Here is a 17,057-nt window from a genome sequence, read left to right on the forward strand (position 1 = left end):
CATGACTGAATCCAACACAGCTCAGCTCTCCGCAGCAGGGGTCAGCATCTGGCTCGACGACCTGTCCCGTGAGCGCATCAACGCCGGCGGTCTCGAGAAGCTCATCGCCGAGCGCAACGTCGTCGGGGTCACGACCAACCCGACGATCTTCGCCTCCGCCCTGGCCAAGGGCGAGGCCTACGACGACCAGGTCGCGCTCCTCGCCAAGAGCGGGGTCAGCGTCACCGACGCTGTCTTCGAGATCACCACCGACGACGTCACGCGCGCCAGCGACATCTTCCGTGAGATCTACGACAACACGAACGGCTTCGACGGACGCGTGTCCATCGAGGTCGAGCCCGGTCTCGCCCACGACGCCCAGGGCACCATCGACCAGGCGATCAAGCTCGCCGCCAAGGTCGGCCGCCCCAACGCGCTCATCAAGATCCCCGCCACGATCGAGGGCCTCGAGGCGATCACCGCCGTCATCGCCCAGGGCATCAGCGTCAACGTCACGTTGATCTTCAGCCTCGAGCGGTACCGCGCCGTCATCAACGCCTACCTCACCGGTCTCGAGCAGGCCAAGGCCGCCGGCATCGACATCACGTCGATCCACTCGGTCGCGTCCTTCTTCGTGTCGCGCGTCGACACCGAGATCGACAAGCGCCTCGACGCCGTCGGCACGGACGAGGCGAAGGCGCTCAAGGGCAAGGCCGGCGTCGCCAACGCCCAGCTCGCCTACGAGGTCTACACCCAGGCCTTCGACACCGAGCGCGCCAAGGGCCTGCTCGCGGCCGGCGCGAACAAGCAGCGCCCTCTCTGGGCGTCGACCGGCGTCAAGGACCCCAACGTCCTCGACACCACCTACGTGGTCGAGCTCGTCGCGGCCGACGTCGTCAACACGATGCCGGAGAAGACGCTCGAGGCGACCTTCGACCACGGCGAGATCCGCGGGGACTCGATCAGCGCCTCCTACGCCGCCGCGAACGAGGTCATGGACGCCATCGCCGCCCAGGGCGTCTCGTACGACGACGTGACCGAGGTCCTCGAGAAGGAGGGCGTCGAGAAGTTCATCGTCTCCTGGAACGAGCTGCTCGACACCGTCACCGCCGCCCTCGAGGCCTCCAAGCCCGCCGAGGAGGCCAAGTGACGATCACGATCGCCGCCAGCGGCGCCGCTGCGGAGGCTGTCGAGAAGGTCGTACCCACTCTGGTGGACGACCTGGTCGCCTCTGGCATCACGGCTCAGAACCCCACGCTGTGGGGGGCCGACGCGGAAGACGAGTCGGCCAAGCGCCTCGGCTGGACCGAAGCGGTCGTCGTCTCGACACCGCTCATCGACCAGATCGCCGAGCTCCGCGAGGAGCTCGCGGGCAAGGGCGTCGATCACGTCGTCCTGGCCGGAATGGGCGGTTCGTCTCTGGCACCCGAGGTCATCACGCGCACGTACGGCGTGGAGCTGACCGTGCTGGATGCCACCGAGCCAGGACAGGTCCTGACCGCCCTTGCCGACCGGCTCGAGCGCACCGTCCTGGTCGTCTCGTCGAAGTCGGGCTCGACGGTCGAGACCGCGAGTCAGCGGAAGACGTTCGAGAAGGCCTTCCGCGACGCAGGCATCGACCCCGTCGACCGGATCGTCGTCGTGACGGATCCGGGATCGCCCCTGGACGCGTCCGCGCGCGAGGCCGGCTATCGCGTCTTCAACGCGGACCCGAACATCGGCGGCCGCTACTCGGCGCTCTCCGCGTTCGGTCTGGTGCCGTCCGGTCTCGCCGGCGCGGACATCCGCGAGCTCCTCAGCGAAGCGGACGCCGTCACGGTGGAGCTCGCTCAGGACTCCGTCGACAACCCGGGTCTCGTGCTCGGCGCCGTCCTAGCGGGCACTCAGCCGCTCCGAGACAAGATCGCCATCGTCGCCGACGGCACGCACATCATCGGCTTCCCCGACTGGGCGGAGCAGCTGATCGCGGAGTCGACGGGCAAGCAGGGCCGTGGTCTCCTGCCGGTCGTGCTCGGGTCGGACGCCCCCGAGGTGTCGCTCGGCCTGCACGACGTGCAGGTCATCCGGCTGGTGGCCAACGCCGCCGAGACGCGTGAGGTCGCTCCCGGCGAGGTCGAGATCTCGGGTTCGCTCGGCGGGCAGATCATGGTCTGGGAGTACGCGGTCGCCGTCGCAGGGCGCCTCCTCGACATCAACCCGTTCGATCAGCCCGACGTCGAGTCGGCGAAGATCGCGACGCGCGCTCTGCTCGACGACCGGCCCGCGCCGACTCCCCCGGCGTTCACCGCCGAGGGCATCGAGGTCCGCGAGGTCGGCGGCATCGAGCTCGGCGAGTCGCTGGAGAGTGCCGTGGAGGCGCTTCTCGCGCAGCTCGACGACGACGGCTACGTGTCGATCCAGGCGTACATCGACCGGGTTGCCAACCCCGAGCTCGAGAAGCTCCGTGACGCCCTGGCGGCGCGGACCTCTCGTCCCGTCACCTTCGGCTGGGGTCCGCGGTTCCTGCACTCCACAGGTCAGTACCACAAGGGCGGGCCGGCGAACGGCGTGTTCCTGCAGATCACGCAGGTGCCGGAGCGCGACCTCGAGATCCCGGAGAGCCCCTTCACCTTCGGTCAGCTCGTCCAGGCTCAGGCCGCGGGCGACGCCAAGGTGCTCGCCGAGCACGGTCGACCGGTGCTCACCCTCACGGTCACGGACGTCACCGCAGCGCTGCCCGCGCTGCTGGCCTCCGTCCGTTGATCACGCGGGCCGGCGTCCTCGCGACGCCGGCCCGCCTCCCGGTCGGGTGTCCGTGTCCCCGCCGGGCCGTCAAGACCCCCGAAGGAACCCCATACAGATGTCACCGGTGGAGATCACCCCGGAGTCCAACCCTCTGAGGTTGCCCTCCGACCGCAGACTCAATCGCATCGCCGGACCGAGCGGTCTCATCATCTTCGGCGTGACAGGCGATCTGTCCCGCAAGAAACTCATGCCGGCCGTGTACGACCTGGCCAACCGCGGTCTGCTCCCGCCGGGATTCGCTCTCGTGGGCTTCGCTCGTCGTGAGTGGGAGGGCCAGGATTTCGAGCAGGTCGTCTACGAGGCCGTCAAGCAGTACGCGCGCACACCCTTCGACGAGGACGTCTGGCGTCAGCTCAAGCTGGGCTTCCGCTTCGTTCAGGGCGTCTTCGACGACGCTGACGCGTTCGCCCGCCTGAAGGAGACGATCGAGGAGCTCGACCGGGAACGCGGCACGATGGGCAACCACGCTTTCTACCTGTCCATCCCGCCCAAGGCCTTCCCCATCGTGACGGAGCAGCTCCGCAACTCGGGTCTCGCTGAGGAGAAGGACGGCGCCTGGCGTCGGGTGGTCATCGAGAAGCCGTTCGGCAGCGATCTCGCGACCGCTCGAGAGCTGAACGCGGTCGTCGAGACGGTCTTCGAACCCGATTCGGTCTTCCGCATCGACCACTACCTCGGCAAGGAGACCGTCCAGAATCTCCTGACTCTCCGGTTCGCGAACCAGATGTACGAGCCGCTGTGGAACTCGAACTACGTGGATCACGTCCAGATCACCATGGCCGAGGACATCGGGGTCGGCGGCCGCGCCGGTTACTACGACGGCATCGGCGCCGCACGTGACGTGATCCAGAACCACCTGCTCCAGCTCCTCGCCCTCACGGCCATGGAGGAGCCGGTCTCCTTCACCGCCAAGGACCTGCGGGCGGAGAAGGAGAAGGTCCTGTCGGCCGTGCGTCTCCCCGAGGACCTCGCGGCGGGAACGGCGCGTGGTCAGTACGCCGGCGGATGGCAGGGCGGTGAGAAGGTTCTCGGCTTCCTCGACGAGGAGGGGATGAACCCCGAGAGCCTCACCGAGACGTTCGCCGCGATCAAGCTCGAGATCGCCACACGTCGGTGGGCGGGTGTCCCGTTCTACCTCAGGGCAGGCAAGCGTCTGGGGCGTCGCGTGACCGAGATCGCCATCGTGTTCAAGCAGGTCCCGGAGAACATCTTCGGATCGCAGACGTCGCTCGGGCAGAACGCGCTCGTGGTCCGGGTCCAGCCCGACGAGGGTGTGACGCTCCGCTTCGGCTCGAAGGTGCCGGGCATCGGGACGCAGGTCCGCGACGTCACCATGGACTTCGGTTACGGGCACGCCTTCACCGAGGCGAGCCCCGAGGCCTACGAGCGTCTCATCCTCGACGTCCTCCTCGGTGATCCCCCGTTGTTCCCCCGCCACGAGGAGGTCGAGCTCTCGTGGAAGATCCTCGATCCGATCGAGGAGTTCTGGGCGACCCAGGGGCAACCCGAGCAGTACCGACCGGGTACCTGGGGCCCGGCGTCAGCTGATGAACTCATGGCCCGTGACGGCCGAACCTGGAGGCGTCCGTGATCGTCGACCTGCCCGACAGCACCATCTCCCGAGTGCAGAAGTCGCTCGTCTCCATCCGCGAGGAGGGAGGCGTCGTGGCCCTCGGTCGTGTGCTCACCCTGATCATCTCGACCTCCCTCGGCGAGGAGGAGGAGGCCATCGAGGCCGCCAACGACGCCTCACGGGAGCACCCCATGCGGGTCATCGTGATCTCCACGGCACGGGAGACCTCGGCTGCCGCGGACGCGCGTCTCGATGCGCAGATCCGCGTCGGCGGGGATGCGGGGGCCAGCGAGGTGATCGTGCTCCGCGCCTACGGCGACACGGCGAGCGACGAGGAGGGTCTCGTCACGGGACTGCTGCTCCCCGACGCGCCCGTCGTCGTCTGGTGGCCGGGCCGAGCGCCGGCGATCGTCTCCGAGTCGCCCCTGGGGCGCATCGCACAGCGGCGCATCACGGACGCGGCCAGCCAGGAGAATCCGCGTCAGACGATCGTCGACCTCGCTGAGACCTACGCGCCGGGAGACACGGACTTCGCGTGGACGCGCCTCACGCTGTGGCGGACTCAACTCGCCGCGGTCCTCGACCAGCCGCCTTACGAGCCGGTGACCGCCGTCGACGTCAGCGGCGCCCCCGACTCCCCCAGCACGCTCCTGCTCGCCGCATGGCTGCGCCTGCAGCTGCAGGTGACCGTGGAGAACGAGCTGACGACACGCGCCACGGGGTCGAGCGGCATCCAGGGGGTCCGACTGCTGCGCGCCTCCGGTGCCATCGAGCTGGAGAGGGAGCAGGAGAACATCGCGACTCTGCGACAGCCCGGCCAGCCGACCCACGACCTCTCTCTGCCGCGCCGCTCGCTCCGCGACTGCCTCGCGGAGGAACTCCGTAGACTCGACCCCGACGACCTCTTCGGAGACGTCGTCAGAAACGGGGTTCGCCAACTGAGCGAACCCGTCCAGGACAACTAGGGCAGACGATGACCGTGACGAACGAACGCCGAGTGCTCGTGCACTCCAACAAGGAATCGCTGGGGGCATCCGTCGCCGCCCGATTCATCACCAAGATCATCGACGTCATCGAGGAGCAGGACTACGCCTCGGTGGTCGTGAGCGGCGGGTCGGTGAGCACGCTCGTTCTCGCCGCCATCAATGAGTCGCCGGCACGTGACAGCGTGAACTGGTCGAAGGTGTCGTTCTGGTGGGCTGATGAGCGGTGGGTCGAGGCCGACCACGCCGACCGCAACGACGTGCAGGCGGGGATCGACCTGCTCGATCACATCGGCGTCGATCCCGCCAACGTGCACCGCTTCGGTGCGGTCGGCGATTTCGAGGACGTCGAGGCCGCCGCCGCCGCCTACCGTGAGGAGCTTCTCGCCCACGCGCAGGGAGACGACCTCTCGCCTCGTTTCGACATCACCCTCCTGGGCGTCGGCCCCGACGGCCACATCGCCTCGCTGTTCCCCGACAGAGAACAGATCCGGGCGACGGACTCGACGGTCCTCACGATCGATGACTCCCCCAAGCCTCCGCCCATCCGCCTCACTCTCAGTCTGCCGGCCATCAACAACTCGCAGCGGGTCTGGATGATCCTCGCCGGTGCCGAGAAGGCCTCGTCGCTGGGTCTCGCCTTGGCCGGAGCCGGGGCGGATCAGGTACCGGTCGCCGGCGTCAAGGGGCGTCGACGCACGGTCTTCTTCGTGGACGGAGACGCGGCCGCCGAGGTTCCCGAAAAGCTCATCGCCTCGACCTACTGATTCTCACAGAACGACGAAGCCCCGCAGCGATGCTGCGGGGCTTCGTCGTTCTGTGACGAGGTCGTCCTGGAATCGGATCGGACCCCCTCACGAGGGATGGATCAGGCCTTGCCTCGGCGGACACGCAGCTGCTGCAGCGCCTCTTCCAGAAGCTGTGCTGCTTCCTCTTCGGAGCGACGCTCTTTCACATAGGCCAGATGCGTCTTGTAGGGCTCGAGCTTGGCGACGCTCGGGGGGTTCGCCTTGTCGCGGCCTGCCGGCAGACCACTGGACGGTGAGTCGACCGTCTCGGGGATCTCGTCTTCGGGGACGTTGGCTGCGAAATGACGCACCACCTCGTTCCCGAGGGCATCCCAGTAGGAGATCGTGATCCGCTCGGCGTGATAACCGCGATCCTGCTCGCCCATGGGGCCGGCTCCGACGCGCGACCCGCGGATGGCGCTACCGCCCGACGCCATCAGGCCACCGCCGAGAACTTGGTGATGAGACCCAGCACGACGATGCACGTGATCCACACGAGACCGAGGAACACGGTGATGCGATTCAGGTTCCGCTCGGCGACCCCGGACGCACCGAGGTTGCTCGTGACGCCGCCGCCGAACATGTCGGACAGACCGCCCCCTCGACCTCGATGGAGCAGGATGAGAAGGGTCAGCAGGAGGCTCGTGATGCCGAGCAACACCTGCAGGATGACCTGGAGAATTTCCACGTGGGACCTTTCGATGCGGTGAGACCGCTAACGAGTATAACCGTCGGCCCGGTCGTCAGCGGCCTCACCCGCGGGTGGAGCGAGATGTCCGACTCGCAGCGGTTGGGTGGTCGACTAGACGCCGACGTGCGACGGGAACCTGACGATGCTCGAGAACTCCTCGATGTCCAGGCTGGCTCCTCCGACGAGGGCTCCGTCCACGTTGGGTTCGCGCATGAACGAGGCGATGTTCGTCGACTTGACGGATCCGCCGTACAGGATGCGCGTCGCGGCGGCCGAGTCGGCGCCACGTTCTCGGGACAGGGCCTCCCGCAGGGCGGCGCAGACCTGCTCGGCCTGCTCCGCCGTGGCGGCCTTGCCCGAGCCGATGGCCCAGACGGGCTCGTAGGCCACGACGATCTCGGCGTCGCCGGGGAGATCCGCGAGGGCGGCTCGGAGCTGCGCGACCGGAACCGCGCTCGGTCCGTGCTTCTCGAGATCGTCCGCCGTCTCGCCGACGCAGAGGACCGGGACGAGTCCGTTGCGGTGGGCGGCGACGACCTTGCTCGCCACGACGGCATCGGTCTCGCCGTGCATCGTCCGACGCTCCGAATGACCCACGATGACATAGCGGATGTCGAGTTTCGCGAGGAAGGCGCCCGAGATCTCGCCCGTGTGCGCTCCGGAGTCGTGCGCGGACAGATCCTGCGCGCCGAGCCCGAGCGGGAGCTTGTCGGCGTCGAGCAGCGTCTGCACGGAACGGAGATCGGTGAAAGGAGGGAACACGACGGCCTCGACGGCCGAGTGGTCGTGCTTGGCGTCTTTGAGACTCCAAGCGAGCTTCTGGACGAAGGCGATCGACTGGAGGTGATCCAGGTTCATCTTCCAGTTGCCGGCGATGAGCGGCGTGCGCGTGGTCACCATCCGAGGACCTCCAGTCCGGGGAGTCGTTTGCCCTCGAGGAACTCGAGGCTGGCTCCACCGCCGGTGGAGATGTGGCCGAACTGGTCGTCCGAGAAGCCGAGCGCCCGCACGGCGGCAGCGGAGTCCCCGCCGCCCACGACGGCGAGCCCGCGGACGTCGGTGAGCGCCTGGGCCACCGTCTTCGTCCCCTGCGCGAACGCGTCGAATTCGAACACGCCCATGGGGCCGTTCCAGAAGACCGTCTTGGACCCGAGGACGATCTCGGCGAAACGAGCGGCCGTCTCCGGCCCGATGTCCAGTCCGATCGCGTCCGAACCGAAGGCGGACGCCTCGATGCCGTCGACGGAGACGGTCTGATGATCCGCATCGGCGGAGAACGCCGAGGCCACCTCGACGTCGACGGGGAGGACGATCGTCACGCCCCTCTTCTCGGCCTCCGCGAGGTAGCCCCGGACCCGCTCGATCTGATCGGCCTCGAGGAGGCTCTTGCCGACGGGGTGACCCTGGGCGGCGAGGAAGGTGAAGAGCATGCCCCCGCCCACGAGCAGGTTGTCGACCCGGGGCAGGAGATGCTCGATGACCCCCAGCTTGTCCGACACCTTCGAACCGCCCAGGACGACCGTGTAGGGCCGCTCCGGCGTCTCCGTGAGCCTCTGGAGGACCTCGAGCTCCGCGGAGATGAGCGTGCCCGCAGCGCTGGGGAGGAGCTTCGGCAGGTCGGAGACGCTCGCCTGCTCGCGGTGCACGACCCCGAATCCGTCGGAGACGAAGACGTCGCCGAGCTCCGCGAGCTTCTCGGCGAATTCCAGACGCTCGTCCGGGTCCTTGGAGGTCTCGGCCGCGGCGAAGCGCAGGTTCTCGAGGACGGTGATCTGGCCGTCCTGGAGGGCGGCGACGGCGGCGACGGCCTCCTCCCCCACGGTCTCGGAGACGAATCCGACGCTCTTGCCGAGCAGCTCGCTGAGCCGCTGCGCCACCGGACGGAGGCTGTACTCGGCGGCGACCTCGCCGTCGGGGCGCCCCAGGTGGCTGATGACGATGACGCGGGCGCCCTGGTTGATCAGGGCGTCGAGGGTCGCGAGAGAGGCCCTGACCCGACCGTCGTCGGTGATGCGACCGTCTTTCAGGGGGACGTTGAGGTCGCAGCGGACGATGACTCGCCGACCGGACAGGGAGCCGAGGGACTCGAGTGTTCTCAGGGTCATGACCTTCTCTTCGTTCGACGAAGGCGGCCGGGCACGGGGCCCAGCCGCCTTCGGTGGTTCGGTTCTCGGGATGCCGCCGCTGTTACAGGCGGTCCGCCACGTACTTGGTCAGGTCGACCAGGCGGTTGCTGTAGCCCCACTCGTTGTCGTACCACGAGGTGATCTTCACCATGTTGCCGATGACCTTGGTCAGCCCCGAGTCGTAGATCGACGAGTGCGGGTCGGTGGTGATGTCCGACGAGACCAGCGGGTCCTCGGAGTAGGCGAGGATGCCCTTGAGCTCGCCCTCGGCGGCGGCCTTGTACGCGGCGTTGATCTGCTCGACCGTCACCGGGGTGCTCGTCTCGAGCGTGACGTCAGTGATCGAGCCGGTGGGGACCGGCACCCGGAGGGCGTAGCCGTCGAGCTTTCCGGCGAGCTCGGGGATGACGAGGCCGATGGCCTTGGCCGCTCCCGTCGAGGTCGGGACGATGTTGACCGCGGCGGCGCGAGCGCGACGCGGATCCTTGTGGGGGCCGTCCTGGAGGTTCTGGTCGGCCGTGTAGGCGTGCACGGTGGTCATGAGGCCGCGCTCGACGCCGAAGTTGTCGAGGAACACCTTCATCAGCGGAGCGAGGCTGTTCGTCGTGCACGACGCGTTCGAGATGATGTCGTGCTTGGCGGGGTCGTAGATGCCCTCGTTGACGCCCAGGACGATCGTGGCGTCGTCGCCGGTCGCCGGTGCGGAGATCAGGACCTTCTTGGCGCCCGCCGTGATGTGCTTCCGGGCGTCCTCGGCCTTGGTGAAGAAGCCGGTCGACTCGATGACGATGTCGACGCCCAGCTCGCCCCAGGGCAGGTTGGCGGGGTCGCGCTCGGCGAGCACCTTGATCGGCTTGCCGTCGACGACGATCGAGTCGCCGTCGAGCTCCACCGTCGCGTCGAGGCGACCGGTGATGGAGTCGAACTTGAGGAGGTGCGCCAGCGCGGCGTTGTCGGTGAGGTCGTTGACGGCGACGATCTCGATGTCGGTGCCCTTGGCGAGCGCAGCGCGGAAGTAGTTGCGGCCGATACGACCGAAGCCGTTGATGCCGATCTTGACGGTCAATGAAACTCCTGTTGCTCAGGCGTCGTGGGGACGCGTGGAGGGGGTGGGCGACCAGACCCGAGAACGCACCCGACACCGTGAGGAAGAGGATGCGCAGCCGTACGCGACACTACCAGGCACGGACCGGTGTTACCCGGGGCGACGCCCGGGCTCGACCACCCTTCGGAGCGGCGTCCCGCCCCCCTCAGCGGAGGTCGAGATCCGACGGCAGACCGGAGTCCGTGCCGGGCAGCCCGAGGTCGGAGGCCTTCTTGTCGGCCATGGCCAGGAGGCGCCGGATCCGACCGGCGACGGCGTCTTTCGTCATCGGCGGATCAGCGTGCTGGCCGAGCTCGTCGAGACTCGCGTCGCGGTGGGCGAGGCGGAGCGTGCCGGCGTACTTCAAGTGGTCGGGGATGTCGTCCCCGAGCAGTTCCATCGCTCGTTCCACGCGGGCGCAGGCCGCCACGGCGGCTTCCGCCGAGCGCCGGAGATTCGCGTCGTCGAAGTTGACCAGGCGGTTCGCCGTGGCCCGCACCTCCCGGCGTTGGCGCATCTCCTCCCACTCGCCCACGGAGCGCAGGGCGCCCATCGTCTTGAGCATCGAGCTGATCGCCTCGCCGTCGCGGATGAGGACGCGGTGAACCCCTCGCACCTCCCGGGCCTTCGCGGGGATGCCGAGACGACCGGCGGCGCCGACCAGGGCCATGGCCGCTTCGTTGCCCGGGCAGACGACCTCGAGCGACGCGGATCGGCCGGGGTCGGTCAGAGTGCCCTGCGCGAGGAACGCACCACGCCATATGGCGGCGAGGTCTTCTCTCGATCCCGTCGTCAGCCGATTCGGCAGGCCTCGCACCGGACGTCTGCGCTGGTCCATGAGGCCCGTCTGACGCGCGAGCGTCTCACCGGCCTCGTGTACTCGGACGAGATAGTGATTGGTGCGCCTCACGCCCGAGGCCGCGATCACCGAGACGTCGCTCCGGGCGCCGTAGAGCTCGGCGAGGTCCTTCCGGACGCGACGGGCGATGCCCGGGCTGTCGAGTTCGGCTTCGACGGCGATGCGCCCGGATATGACGTGCAACCCGCCGGCGAACCGCAGGATCGTCGCGACCTCCGCGGCTCGGACGGTCGTCCGGCTCACGTCGATCTGAGCGAGTTCTTCTTTGACGTCGGCAGTCTGGGCCAAACCTGGGTTCCTTCTCTCGGGTCGATCGGCGCGCGCACGAATCCGCCGACCGTCTCGGTCACTCCCGGCCGAGGTCGCGATGCTTCACGCTGACGGCCACACCACGGAGCCCGCGCAGATGCGCTGCCAGTTCACCGACGAGGGTGACCGATCGATGCTTGCCGCCGGTGCAGCCAATGGCGATCGTAGCGTGTCTCTTGTTCTCACGCTGATAGCCCTCGAGCACGGGCTCGAGGGCGGCCCCGAACGCGTCGATGAATCGACGCGCGCCCTGCTGAGCCATGACGTACGTCGTCACCGTCTCGTCCAGACCGTTCTGCGGACGGAGTTCCGGAACCCAGAACGGATTCGGCAGGAACCGCGCATCGCCCACCATGTCCGCATCGGTGGGGAGGCCGTACTTGAAGCCGAAGCTGAGGACGGTCACCTGGACCCCGGGATCCTCCGACTCGGCGAAGGTCTCGGTGATCGCCGTCGCGAGCTGGTGGATGTTCAGCTCCGAGGTGTCGATGATGACGTCGCTCGTCTCGCGCAGCTCCTCCATCCTGGCGCGTTCGGCCAGGATTCCGTCGAGCAGCGTGCCGTCGCCCTGGAGCGGATGGGGTCGTCTGACCTGCTCGAATCGTCGCACCAGGACGGCGTCCGTCGCGTCGAGGAACAGGACCCTGACCTTGCTCGGCATGCTCTCACGGAGAGTGCGGACCGCCTCCTGCGCCTCGGAGAACAGTCGTCCGCCCCGGACGTCGACGACCGCGGCGATCTTCGGGAGGGAGTCGCCGGCGCGTTCCGCGAGATCCAGCAACGGGCGGAGCATCTGCGCGGGCAGGTTGTCGACGACGTACCAGCCGAGGTCCTCCAGGGCGTTGCCCACGGTGGAGCGGCCTGCGCCCGACATCCCGGTCACGATCAGGACCTCTTGCTGTTCGCTTGAATCGCTCATGACGGTGACCTTCGGTCGGGGCGGTCGGGCGGTGGGTCGAGTCTAAACGGGTACGGAGGCGTCGCCGGAGGCCGTGAGGTCGTCCTCGGCCTCCACCGACTCCGCCGCCGAGTCGCCGCCGAGTCTCTCCGCCACAGCCGTGGCGAGAGCCGGTCCGATGCCCTTGATCGAGGCGATCTCGTCGATTCCAGCCTCCTTCAGACGTCTGACCGACCCGAAGTGCTTGAGGAGCCGCGCCACGCGAGACGGACCGAGCCCGGGGATCTCCGCCAGCTGCGAGGCTATGTCGCGACGTCGACGCTGGCGCTGGAACGTGATGGCGAAGCGGTGCGCTTCGTCGCGGATGCGCTGGATGAGGAACAGCGCGTCGGAGTTCCGAGGCAGGATCACCGGGAAGTCGTCGTCGGGCAGCCAGATCTCCTCCAGGCGCTTGGCGATCCCGCAGAGGGCGATGTCCGTGACCCCGGCGTCGTCGAGGGCGCGTCGAGCCGCCGCGACCTGCGGTTGACCGCCGTCGACGATCAGCAGGTTCGGACGGTAGGCGAATCGCTTCCGTTGTTCGCCGACCTCCTCCACCGGAGCGAGCTCGTCGTCCAGACGTGCGAGACGACGACTCAACGTCTGATAGATGGACTCGGTGTCGTCGGTCGACCGGGGGATGTTGAATCGGCGGTACTGGTCTTTCCGAGGCAGACCGTCTTCGAAGACGACCATGGAGGCGACGATGTTCGTGCCCGAGAGGTGCGAGACGTCGTAGCACTCCATCCGGAGCGGCGCGTCGCTCATGCCGAGGGCCTCCTGGATGTCCGCGAGAGCCGTCGAGCGGGTGGCGAAGTCCGCGCTCCGCCTCGTCTTGTAGAGCATCAGGGCCTGCTGCGCGTTGAGCGTGGCCGTCTGCATGAGGGCGGCCTTGTCGCCCCGCTGCGCCGTATGGATCTGGACCCTCCCCCTGCCTCGCAGTCCGCCGAGGACGCTCTCCAGCGCATCGTTGTCGTCGGGCACGGCCGTGACGACGACCTCTCGCGGGAGCTCGGCCCCGGCCGAGTAGGTGTCCTGGAGGATCTGCTCGACCAGTTCTCCGGTGCTGACGTCGATCTCCTTGTCGACGACCCAACCCCTCGAGCCGCGGATGCGTCCGCCCCGGACCGTGAAGAGCTGCACGGCAGCGGCCAGCTCGTCTTCGGCGAGGGCGAAGAGGTCGAGGTCGACGGAGTCGCGGAGGACCACGGCGGACTTGTCGAGGACCGCTTCGAGAGCCTGGACCTGGTCTCGGTACCTGGCCGCATCCTCGTACCGCTGGTCGATGGCCGCCGTCTTCATCTCCTTCTGCAGCCCGGCGATGACCTTCTTGTCGTAGCTCTTCATGAAGCGCACGAAGTCGTCGACGATCCGACGATGCTCCTCGATCGTGACCTTCCCCGAACACGGACCACCGCAGCGACCGATCTGGCCGGGGAAGCAGGGCTTCCCCGTCTGCATGGCCTTCTTGTAGCTGCTGTCCGAGCAGGTGCGGATCGGGAACACCTTGATCATCAGGTCGATCGTGTCGTGCACGGCCCAGATCTTCGGGTACGGACCGAAGTACTTCGCGCCTCTGATCCGGGGATTGCGCGTGACCATCACCCGGGGCGCCTCGTCGCCGAGCGTCACAGCCATGAACGGGTAGGTCTTGTCGTCGCGGAATTTGACGTTGAAGGGCGGGTCGAACTCTTTGATCCAGGTGTACTCGAGCTGCAGCGCCTCGATGTCGCTTCCCACGACAGTCCATGTCACCGAACGTGCCGTCAGGACCATCCGGCGGGTGCGTTCATGCAGCGTGGGCAGCGGGGCGAAGTAGTTGCTCAGGCGGGCTCGGAGATTCTTCGCTTTGCCGACGTACAGCACTCGACCGCGCTCGTCGAGCCATCGATAGACACCGGGGTCGGTGGGGATCTCAGCTGCCGGGGGTCGCCAGGACACCGTGTTGCTCATCGTGCGTCCAGCGCCTCCCGACGGCGTCGTGCGGGTGCCTTCTGGGTGGCGCGCGACGGGACGGCCGTGTGCCCGCTCTCGAGGATCTCGGCCAGGAACCTGCCCGTGTGGCTGTCGGGTACCTTCGCGAGGAACTCGGGCGTACCGGCGGCGATGACCGAGCCTCCTCCTGCTCCGCCCTCCGGACCCATGTCGATGAGCCAGTCGGCCGACTTGATCACGTCGAGGTTGTGCTCGATGGTGATCACGGTGTTGCCCTTGTCGACGAGACCGTTCAGCACGAGCAGCAGCTTGCGGACGTCCTCGAAGTGGAGACCGGTCGTGGGCTCGTCGAGCACGTAGATGCTCCGCCCGTTCGACCGCCGCTGAAGCTCCGTGGCGAGCTTGACGCGCTGCGCCTCTCCGCCGGACAGGGTGGTCGCGCTCTGCCCGAGACGCACGTAGCCGAGGCCGACGTCGACCAGAGTGGACATGAATCGGGAGATGGCGGAGATCGGCGCGAAGAACTCGGCCGCCTCGCTGATGGGCATGTCGAGCACCTCGGAGATGTTCTTGCCCTTGTAGAGCACCGCGAGGGTCTCCCGGTTGTAGCGAGCACCGCCGCAGACCTCGCACGCGACGTAGACGTCGGGCAGGAAGTTCATCTCGATCTTGATGGTGCCGTCGCCGGCGCAGTTCTCGCAGCGCCCGCCCTTGACGTTGAAGCTGAAGCGCCCGGGGAGGTAACCGCGCGCCTTGGCGTCGGTCGTCTCGGCGAACAGGTTCCGGATCCGGTCGAAGACGCCGGTGTACGTGGCGGGGTTCGAACGAGGCGTCCGGCCGATCGGCGCCTGGTCCACATGGACGACCTTGTCGAGGTTGTCGAGTCCGGTCACCCGGAGGTGCTTGCCCGGGATCTGCCTCGCGCCGTTCAGCTTGTTGGCCAGGACCTTGTACAGGATGTCGTTCACGAGGGACGACTTGCCCGAACCGCTCACTCCCGTGACCGCGACGAAGGTTCCCAGCGGGAACTCCACCGTGACGTCGCGCAGGTTGTTGGCCTTGGCTCCGACCACGCTCAGCATGCGCTTCTTGTCGATGGGACGTCGTTCGGTCGGAGTCTCGATCGAGCGACGACCTGACAGGTAGTCGCCTGTGTAGGAGTCGGTGTTGGCGACGAGGTCCTCGTAGTTGCCGGAGTGCACCACCGTGCCGCCGTTGACACCGGCACCGGGGCCGATGTCGACGATCCAGTCGGCGGTCTTGATCGTGTCTTCGTCGTGCTCGACGACGATGAGCGTGTTGCCCAGGTTCTTCAGTTTGACCAGGGTGTCGATGAGGCGCCGGTTGTCGCGCTGATGAAGGCCGATGCTGGGTTCGTCGAGGACATAGAGGACGCCCGTCAGCCCGGAGCCGATCTGTGTGGCGAGCCTGATGCGCTGGGCCTCACCACCGGACAGCGAGCCCGCGGCGCGACTCAGCGACAGGTAGGTGAGACCGACCTCGAGAAGGAATTCGAGTCGCACCCGGATCTCTCGGAGGACCTGCGCCGCGATCCGCGCCTCACGGACGGTCAGGGTGAGACCGTTCATGAACGCGAAGGCGTCCGCGAGACTCAGCTCGGAGACGTCGGCGATGTTGTGATCGGCCACGGTGACCGCGAGGACCTCGGGCTTCAGGCGCTTTCCGTCGCAGACCGAGCACGGGATCTCGCGGAGGTACTCCGAGTACCGCTGGCGTTGGCTGTCGCTCTCGGCTTCGGCGTACTTCCGCTCGATGTACGGCATGACGCCCTCGAAGCCGGTCGAGTACTTCATCTCCCGGCCGAAGCGGTTCTTCCACTTGACCGTGACCTCGAAGTCGTTCCCGTGCAGGACCGCCTGCTGGATGCGGGTCGGCAGCTGCGCCCACGGGGTCTTCAGGCTGAAGTCCAGATCGACGGCCAGGCCCTCGAGCAGTTTCTGGAAGTAGTTGTAGAGGCCCTTGCCCGAGTTCGTCCACGGGAGGATGACGCCCTCGACGAGGCTGAGCTCCGGGTCGCCGAGGACGAGGTCGGTGTCGACGGACATGCGGGTGCCGAGCCCGGAGCACTCGGGGCAGGCGCCGAACGGGGCGTTGAAGGAGAACGTCCTCGGTTCGATCTCGGTCAGCTGGACCGGGTGGTTGTTCGGGCAGGAGAGCTTCTCGGAGAACGTGCGGTACTTGCCGGCGGCGTCGGCGTCCGTGTCGACGAAGTCGACCGTCACGAGACCGTCGGTCAGACGGAGCGCCGTCTCGAGCGAGTCCGTCAGACGGGTGAGGCCGGACGGCAAGGCCACGAGCCGATCGACGACGACGGAGATGTCGTGCTTGACCTGCTTCTTGAGCTTCGGCGGGGCGCTGAGCTGGATCTGCTCGCCGTCGACGATGGCCCGCGAGTAGCCGGAGGACGCCAGTTCGGCGAAGAGATCGACGAACTCGCCCTTCTTCTGCGAGACGACGGGGCTGAGGACCTGGAAGCGGGTGCCCTCGTCGAGGGTCATCAGCTGATCGGCGATCTGCTGCACCGTCTGACGGCTGATCTTCTCTCCGCAGATGGCGCAGTGCGGGATGCCGATCCGGGCCCAGAGCAGACGCATGTAGTCGTAGATCTCGGTGATCGTGCCGACGGTGGATCGAGGGTTCCGGTTCGTCGACTTCTGGTCGATCGACACGGCCGGGCTGAGCCCCTCGATGAAGTCGACGTCCGGTCGATCGACCTGCCCCAGGAACTGCCTCGCGTACGCGGAGAGGGACTCGACGTAGCGCCGCTGCCCCTCCGCGAAGATCGTGTCGAAGGCGAGCGACGACTTGCCGGACCCGGAGAGCCCGGTGAACACGACGAGGGAGTCCCGTGGGATCTCGAGATCGACGTTGTGGAGATTGTGGACACGGGCCCCTCGAACACTGAGTTTCGGGACACCGTCTACGGGAGAGATTGACACTCTTACCATTCTATGAAGGCCACCGACATCGCGAGGTCGGCGCGTTCAG

Annotated in this window: 14 protein-coding genes; 5 read left to right on the top strand and 9 right to left on the bottom strand. The window is 67.5% G+C overall.

Going from position 1 to position 17,057, the window contains the following annotated elements:
• Window position 1 precedes the first annotated feature (1 nt).
• The 5 genes from tal (at window position 2) to pgl (ending at window position 6,086) form a co-directional block, all read left to right on the top strand.
• Window positions 2–1,129 carry a transaldolase gene (gene tal / locus ASF89_RS07685; RefSeq protein ID WP_055797503.1) on the top strand — a complete coding sequence of 376 codons (1,128 nt, stop codon included), beginning with the start codon at window positions 2–4 and terminating at the stop codon, window positions 1,127–1,129.
• Complete coding sequence (locus tag ASF89_RS07690) at window positions 1,126–2,721, top strand: glucose-6-phosphate isomerase (RefSeq protein WP_055813581.1); 1,596 nt, start codon at window positions 1,126–1,128, stop codon at window positions 2,719–2,721. The genes tal and ASF89_RS07690 overlap by 4 nt, the downstream gene beginning before the upstream one ends.
• Before the next feature lie 97 nt (window positions 2,722–2,818).
• Window positions 2,819–4,354, top strand: a complete 1,536-nt coding sequence (zwf, locus tag ASF89_RS07695; RefSeq protein WP_055813583.1) for a glucose-6-phosphate dehydrogenase — start codon at window positions 2,819–2,821, stop codon at window positions 4,352–4,354.
• On the top strand, window positions 4,351–5,301 hold the full coding sequence (locus tag ASF89_RS07700) for a glucose-6-phosphate dehydrogenase assembly protein OpcA (RefSeq protein ID WP_055797494.1): 951 nt from the start codon (window positions 4,351–4,353) through the stop codon (window positions 5,299–5,301). The genes zwf and ASF89_RS07700 overlap by 4 nt, the downstream gene beginning before the upstream one ends.
• An 8-nt stretch (window positions 5,302–5,309) precedes the next feature.
• On the top strand, window positions 5,310–6,086 hold the full coding sequence (pgl, locus tag ASF89_RS07705; protein ID WP_326934176.1) for a 6-phosphogluconolactonase: 777 nt from the start codon (window positions 5,310–5,312) through the stop codon (window positions 6,084–6,086).
• 101 nt (window positions 6,087–6,187) lie between these two features.
• Here the strand turns inward: pgl and ASF89_RS07710 are convergent, their stop codons facing one another.
• The 9 genes from ASF89_RS07710 to uvrA form a co-directional block, all read right to left on the bottom strand.
• Complete coding sequence (locus ASF89_RS07710) at window positions 6,188–6,544, bottom strand: RNA polymerase-binding protein RbpA (protein ID WP_055797491.1); 357 nt, start codon at window positions 6,542–6,544, stop codon at window positions 6,188–6,190.
• Entirely contained in the window at window positions 6,544–6,795 is a 252-nt protein-coding gene (gene secG, locus ASF89_RS07715) for a preprotein translocase subunit SecG (RefSeq protein WP_055797488.1), read from the bottom strand. Before secG ends, ASF89_RS07710 begins: the two co-directional genes overlap by 1 nt.
• 114 nt (window positions 6,796–6,909) lie before the next feature.
• Window positions 6,910–7,698 (bottom strand): triose-phosphate isomerase, encoded by a 789-nt coding sequence (gene tpiA / locus ASF89_RS07720; RefSeq protein ID WP_055813586.1) that lies wholly within the window; start codon window positions 7,696–7,698, stop codon window positions 6,910–6,912.
• Window positions 7,692–8,903, bottom strand: a complete 1,212-nt coding sequence (gene pgk, locus ASF89_RS07725) for a phosphoglycerate kinase (protein ID WP_055813589.1) — start codon at window positions 8,901–8,903, stop codon at window positions 7,692–7,694. The genes tpiA and pgk overlap by 7 nt, the downstream gene beginning before the upstream one ends.
• Before the next feature lie 82 nt (window positions 8,904–8,985).
• Entirely contained in the window at window positions 8,986–9,990 is a 1,005-nt protein-coding gene (gene gap / locus ASF89_RS07730) for a type I glyceraldehyde-3-phosphate dehydrogenase (protein ID WP_055797479.1), read from the bottom strand.
• Window positions 9,991–10,174: 184 nt separating this feature from the next.
• Window positions 10,175–11,155, bottom strand: coding sequence for a DNA-binding protein WhiA (gene whiA / locus ASF89_RS07735; protein ID WP_055813591.1), 981 nt, complete (start codon window positions 11,153–11,155; stop codon window positions 10,175–10,177).
• A 58-nt stretch (window positions 11,156–11,213) separates the two neighbouring features.
• Window positions 11,214–12,095: an RNase adapter RapZ gene (gene rapZ / locus ASF89_RS07740; protein WP_055813594.1), complete on the bottom strand. Its 882-nt coding sequence runs from the start codon at window positions 12,093–12,095 to the stop codon at window positions 11,214–11,216.
• A gap of 42 nt (window positions 12,096–12,137) precedes the next feature.
• Complete coding sequence (gene uvrC / locus ASF89_RS07745) at window positions 12,138–14,066, bottom strand: excinuclease ABC subunit UvrC (RefSeq protein WP_055813597.1); 1,929 nt, start codon at window positions 14,064–14,066, stop codon at window positions 12,138–12,140.
• Complete coding sequence (uvrA, locus tag ASF89_RS07750; RefSeq protein ID WP_055813600.1) at window positions 14,063–17,017, bottom strand: excinuclease ABC subunit UvrA; 2,955 nt, start codon at window positions 17,015–17,017, stop codon at window positions 14,063–14,065. Before uvrA ends, uvrC begins: the two co-directional genes overlap by 4 nt.
• Window positions 17,018–17,057 lie beyond the last annotated feature (40 nt).

This window comes from Frigoribacterium sp. Leaf172 (genome assembly GCF_001424285.1).
Lineage (GTDB): Bacteria > Actinomycetota > Actinomycetes > Actinomycetales > Microbacteriaceae > Frigoribacterium.

Excerpts from the sequence above, each read along its gene's own strand:
- tal (WP_055797503.1), top strand. The coding sequence starts at position 2 with ATGACTGAATCCAACACAGCTCAGCTCTCCGCAGCAGGGGTCAGCATC.
- zwf (WP_055813583.1), top strand. The coding sequence starts at position 2,819 with ATGTCACCGGTGGAGATCACCCCGGAGTCCAACCCTCTGAGGTTGCCC.
- pgl (WP_326934176.1), top strand. The coding sequence starts at position 5,310 with ATGACCGTGACGAACGAACGCCGAGTGCTCGTGCACTCCAACAAGGAA.
- ASF89_RS07710 (WP_055797491.1), bottom strand. The coding sequence starts at position 6,544 with ATGGCGTCGGGCGGTAGCGCCATCCGCGGGTCGCGCGTCGGAGCCGGC.
- tpiA (WP_055813586.1), bottom strand. The coding sequence starts at position 7,698 with ATGGTGACCACGCGCACGCCGCTCATCGCCGGCAACTGGAAGATGAAC.
- pgk (WP_055813589.1), bottom strand. The coding sequence starts at position 8,903 with ATGACCCTGAGAACACTCGAGTCCCTCGGCTCCCTGTCCGGTCGGCGA.
- rapZ (WP_055813594.1), bottom strand. The coding sequence starts at position 12,095 with ATGAGCGATTCAAGCGAACAGCAAGAGGTCCTGATCGTGACCGGGATG.
- uvrC (WP_055813597.1), bottom strand. The coding sequence starts at position 14,066 with ATGAGCAACACGGTGTCCTGGCGACCCCCGGCAGCTGAGATCCCCACC.
- uvrA (WP_055813600.1), bottom strand. The coding sequence starts at position 17,017 with ATGGTAAGAGTGTCAATCTCTCCCGTAGACGGTGTCCCGAAACTCAGT.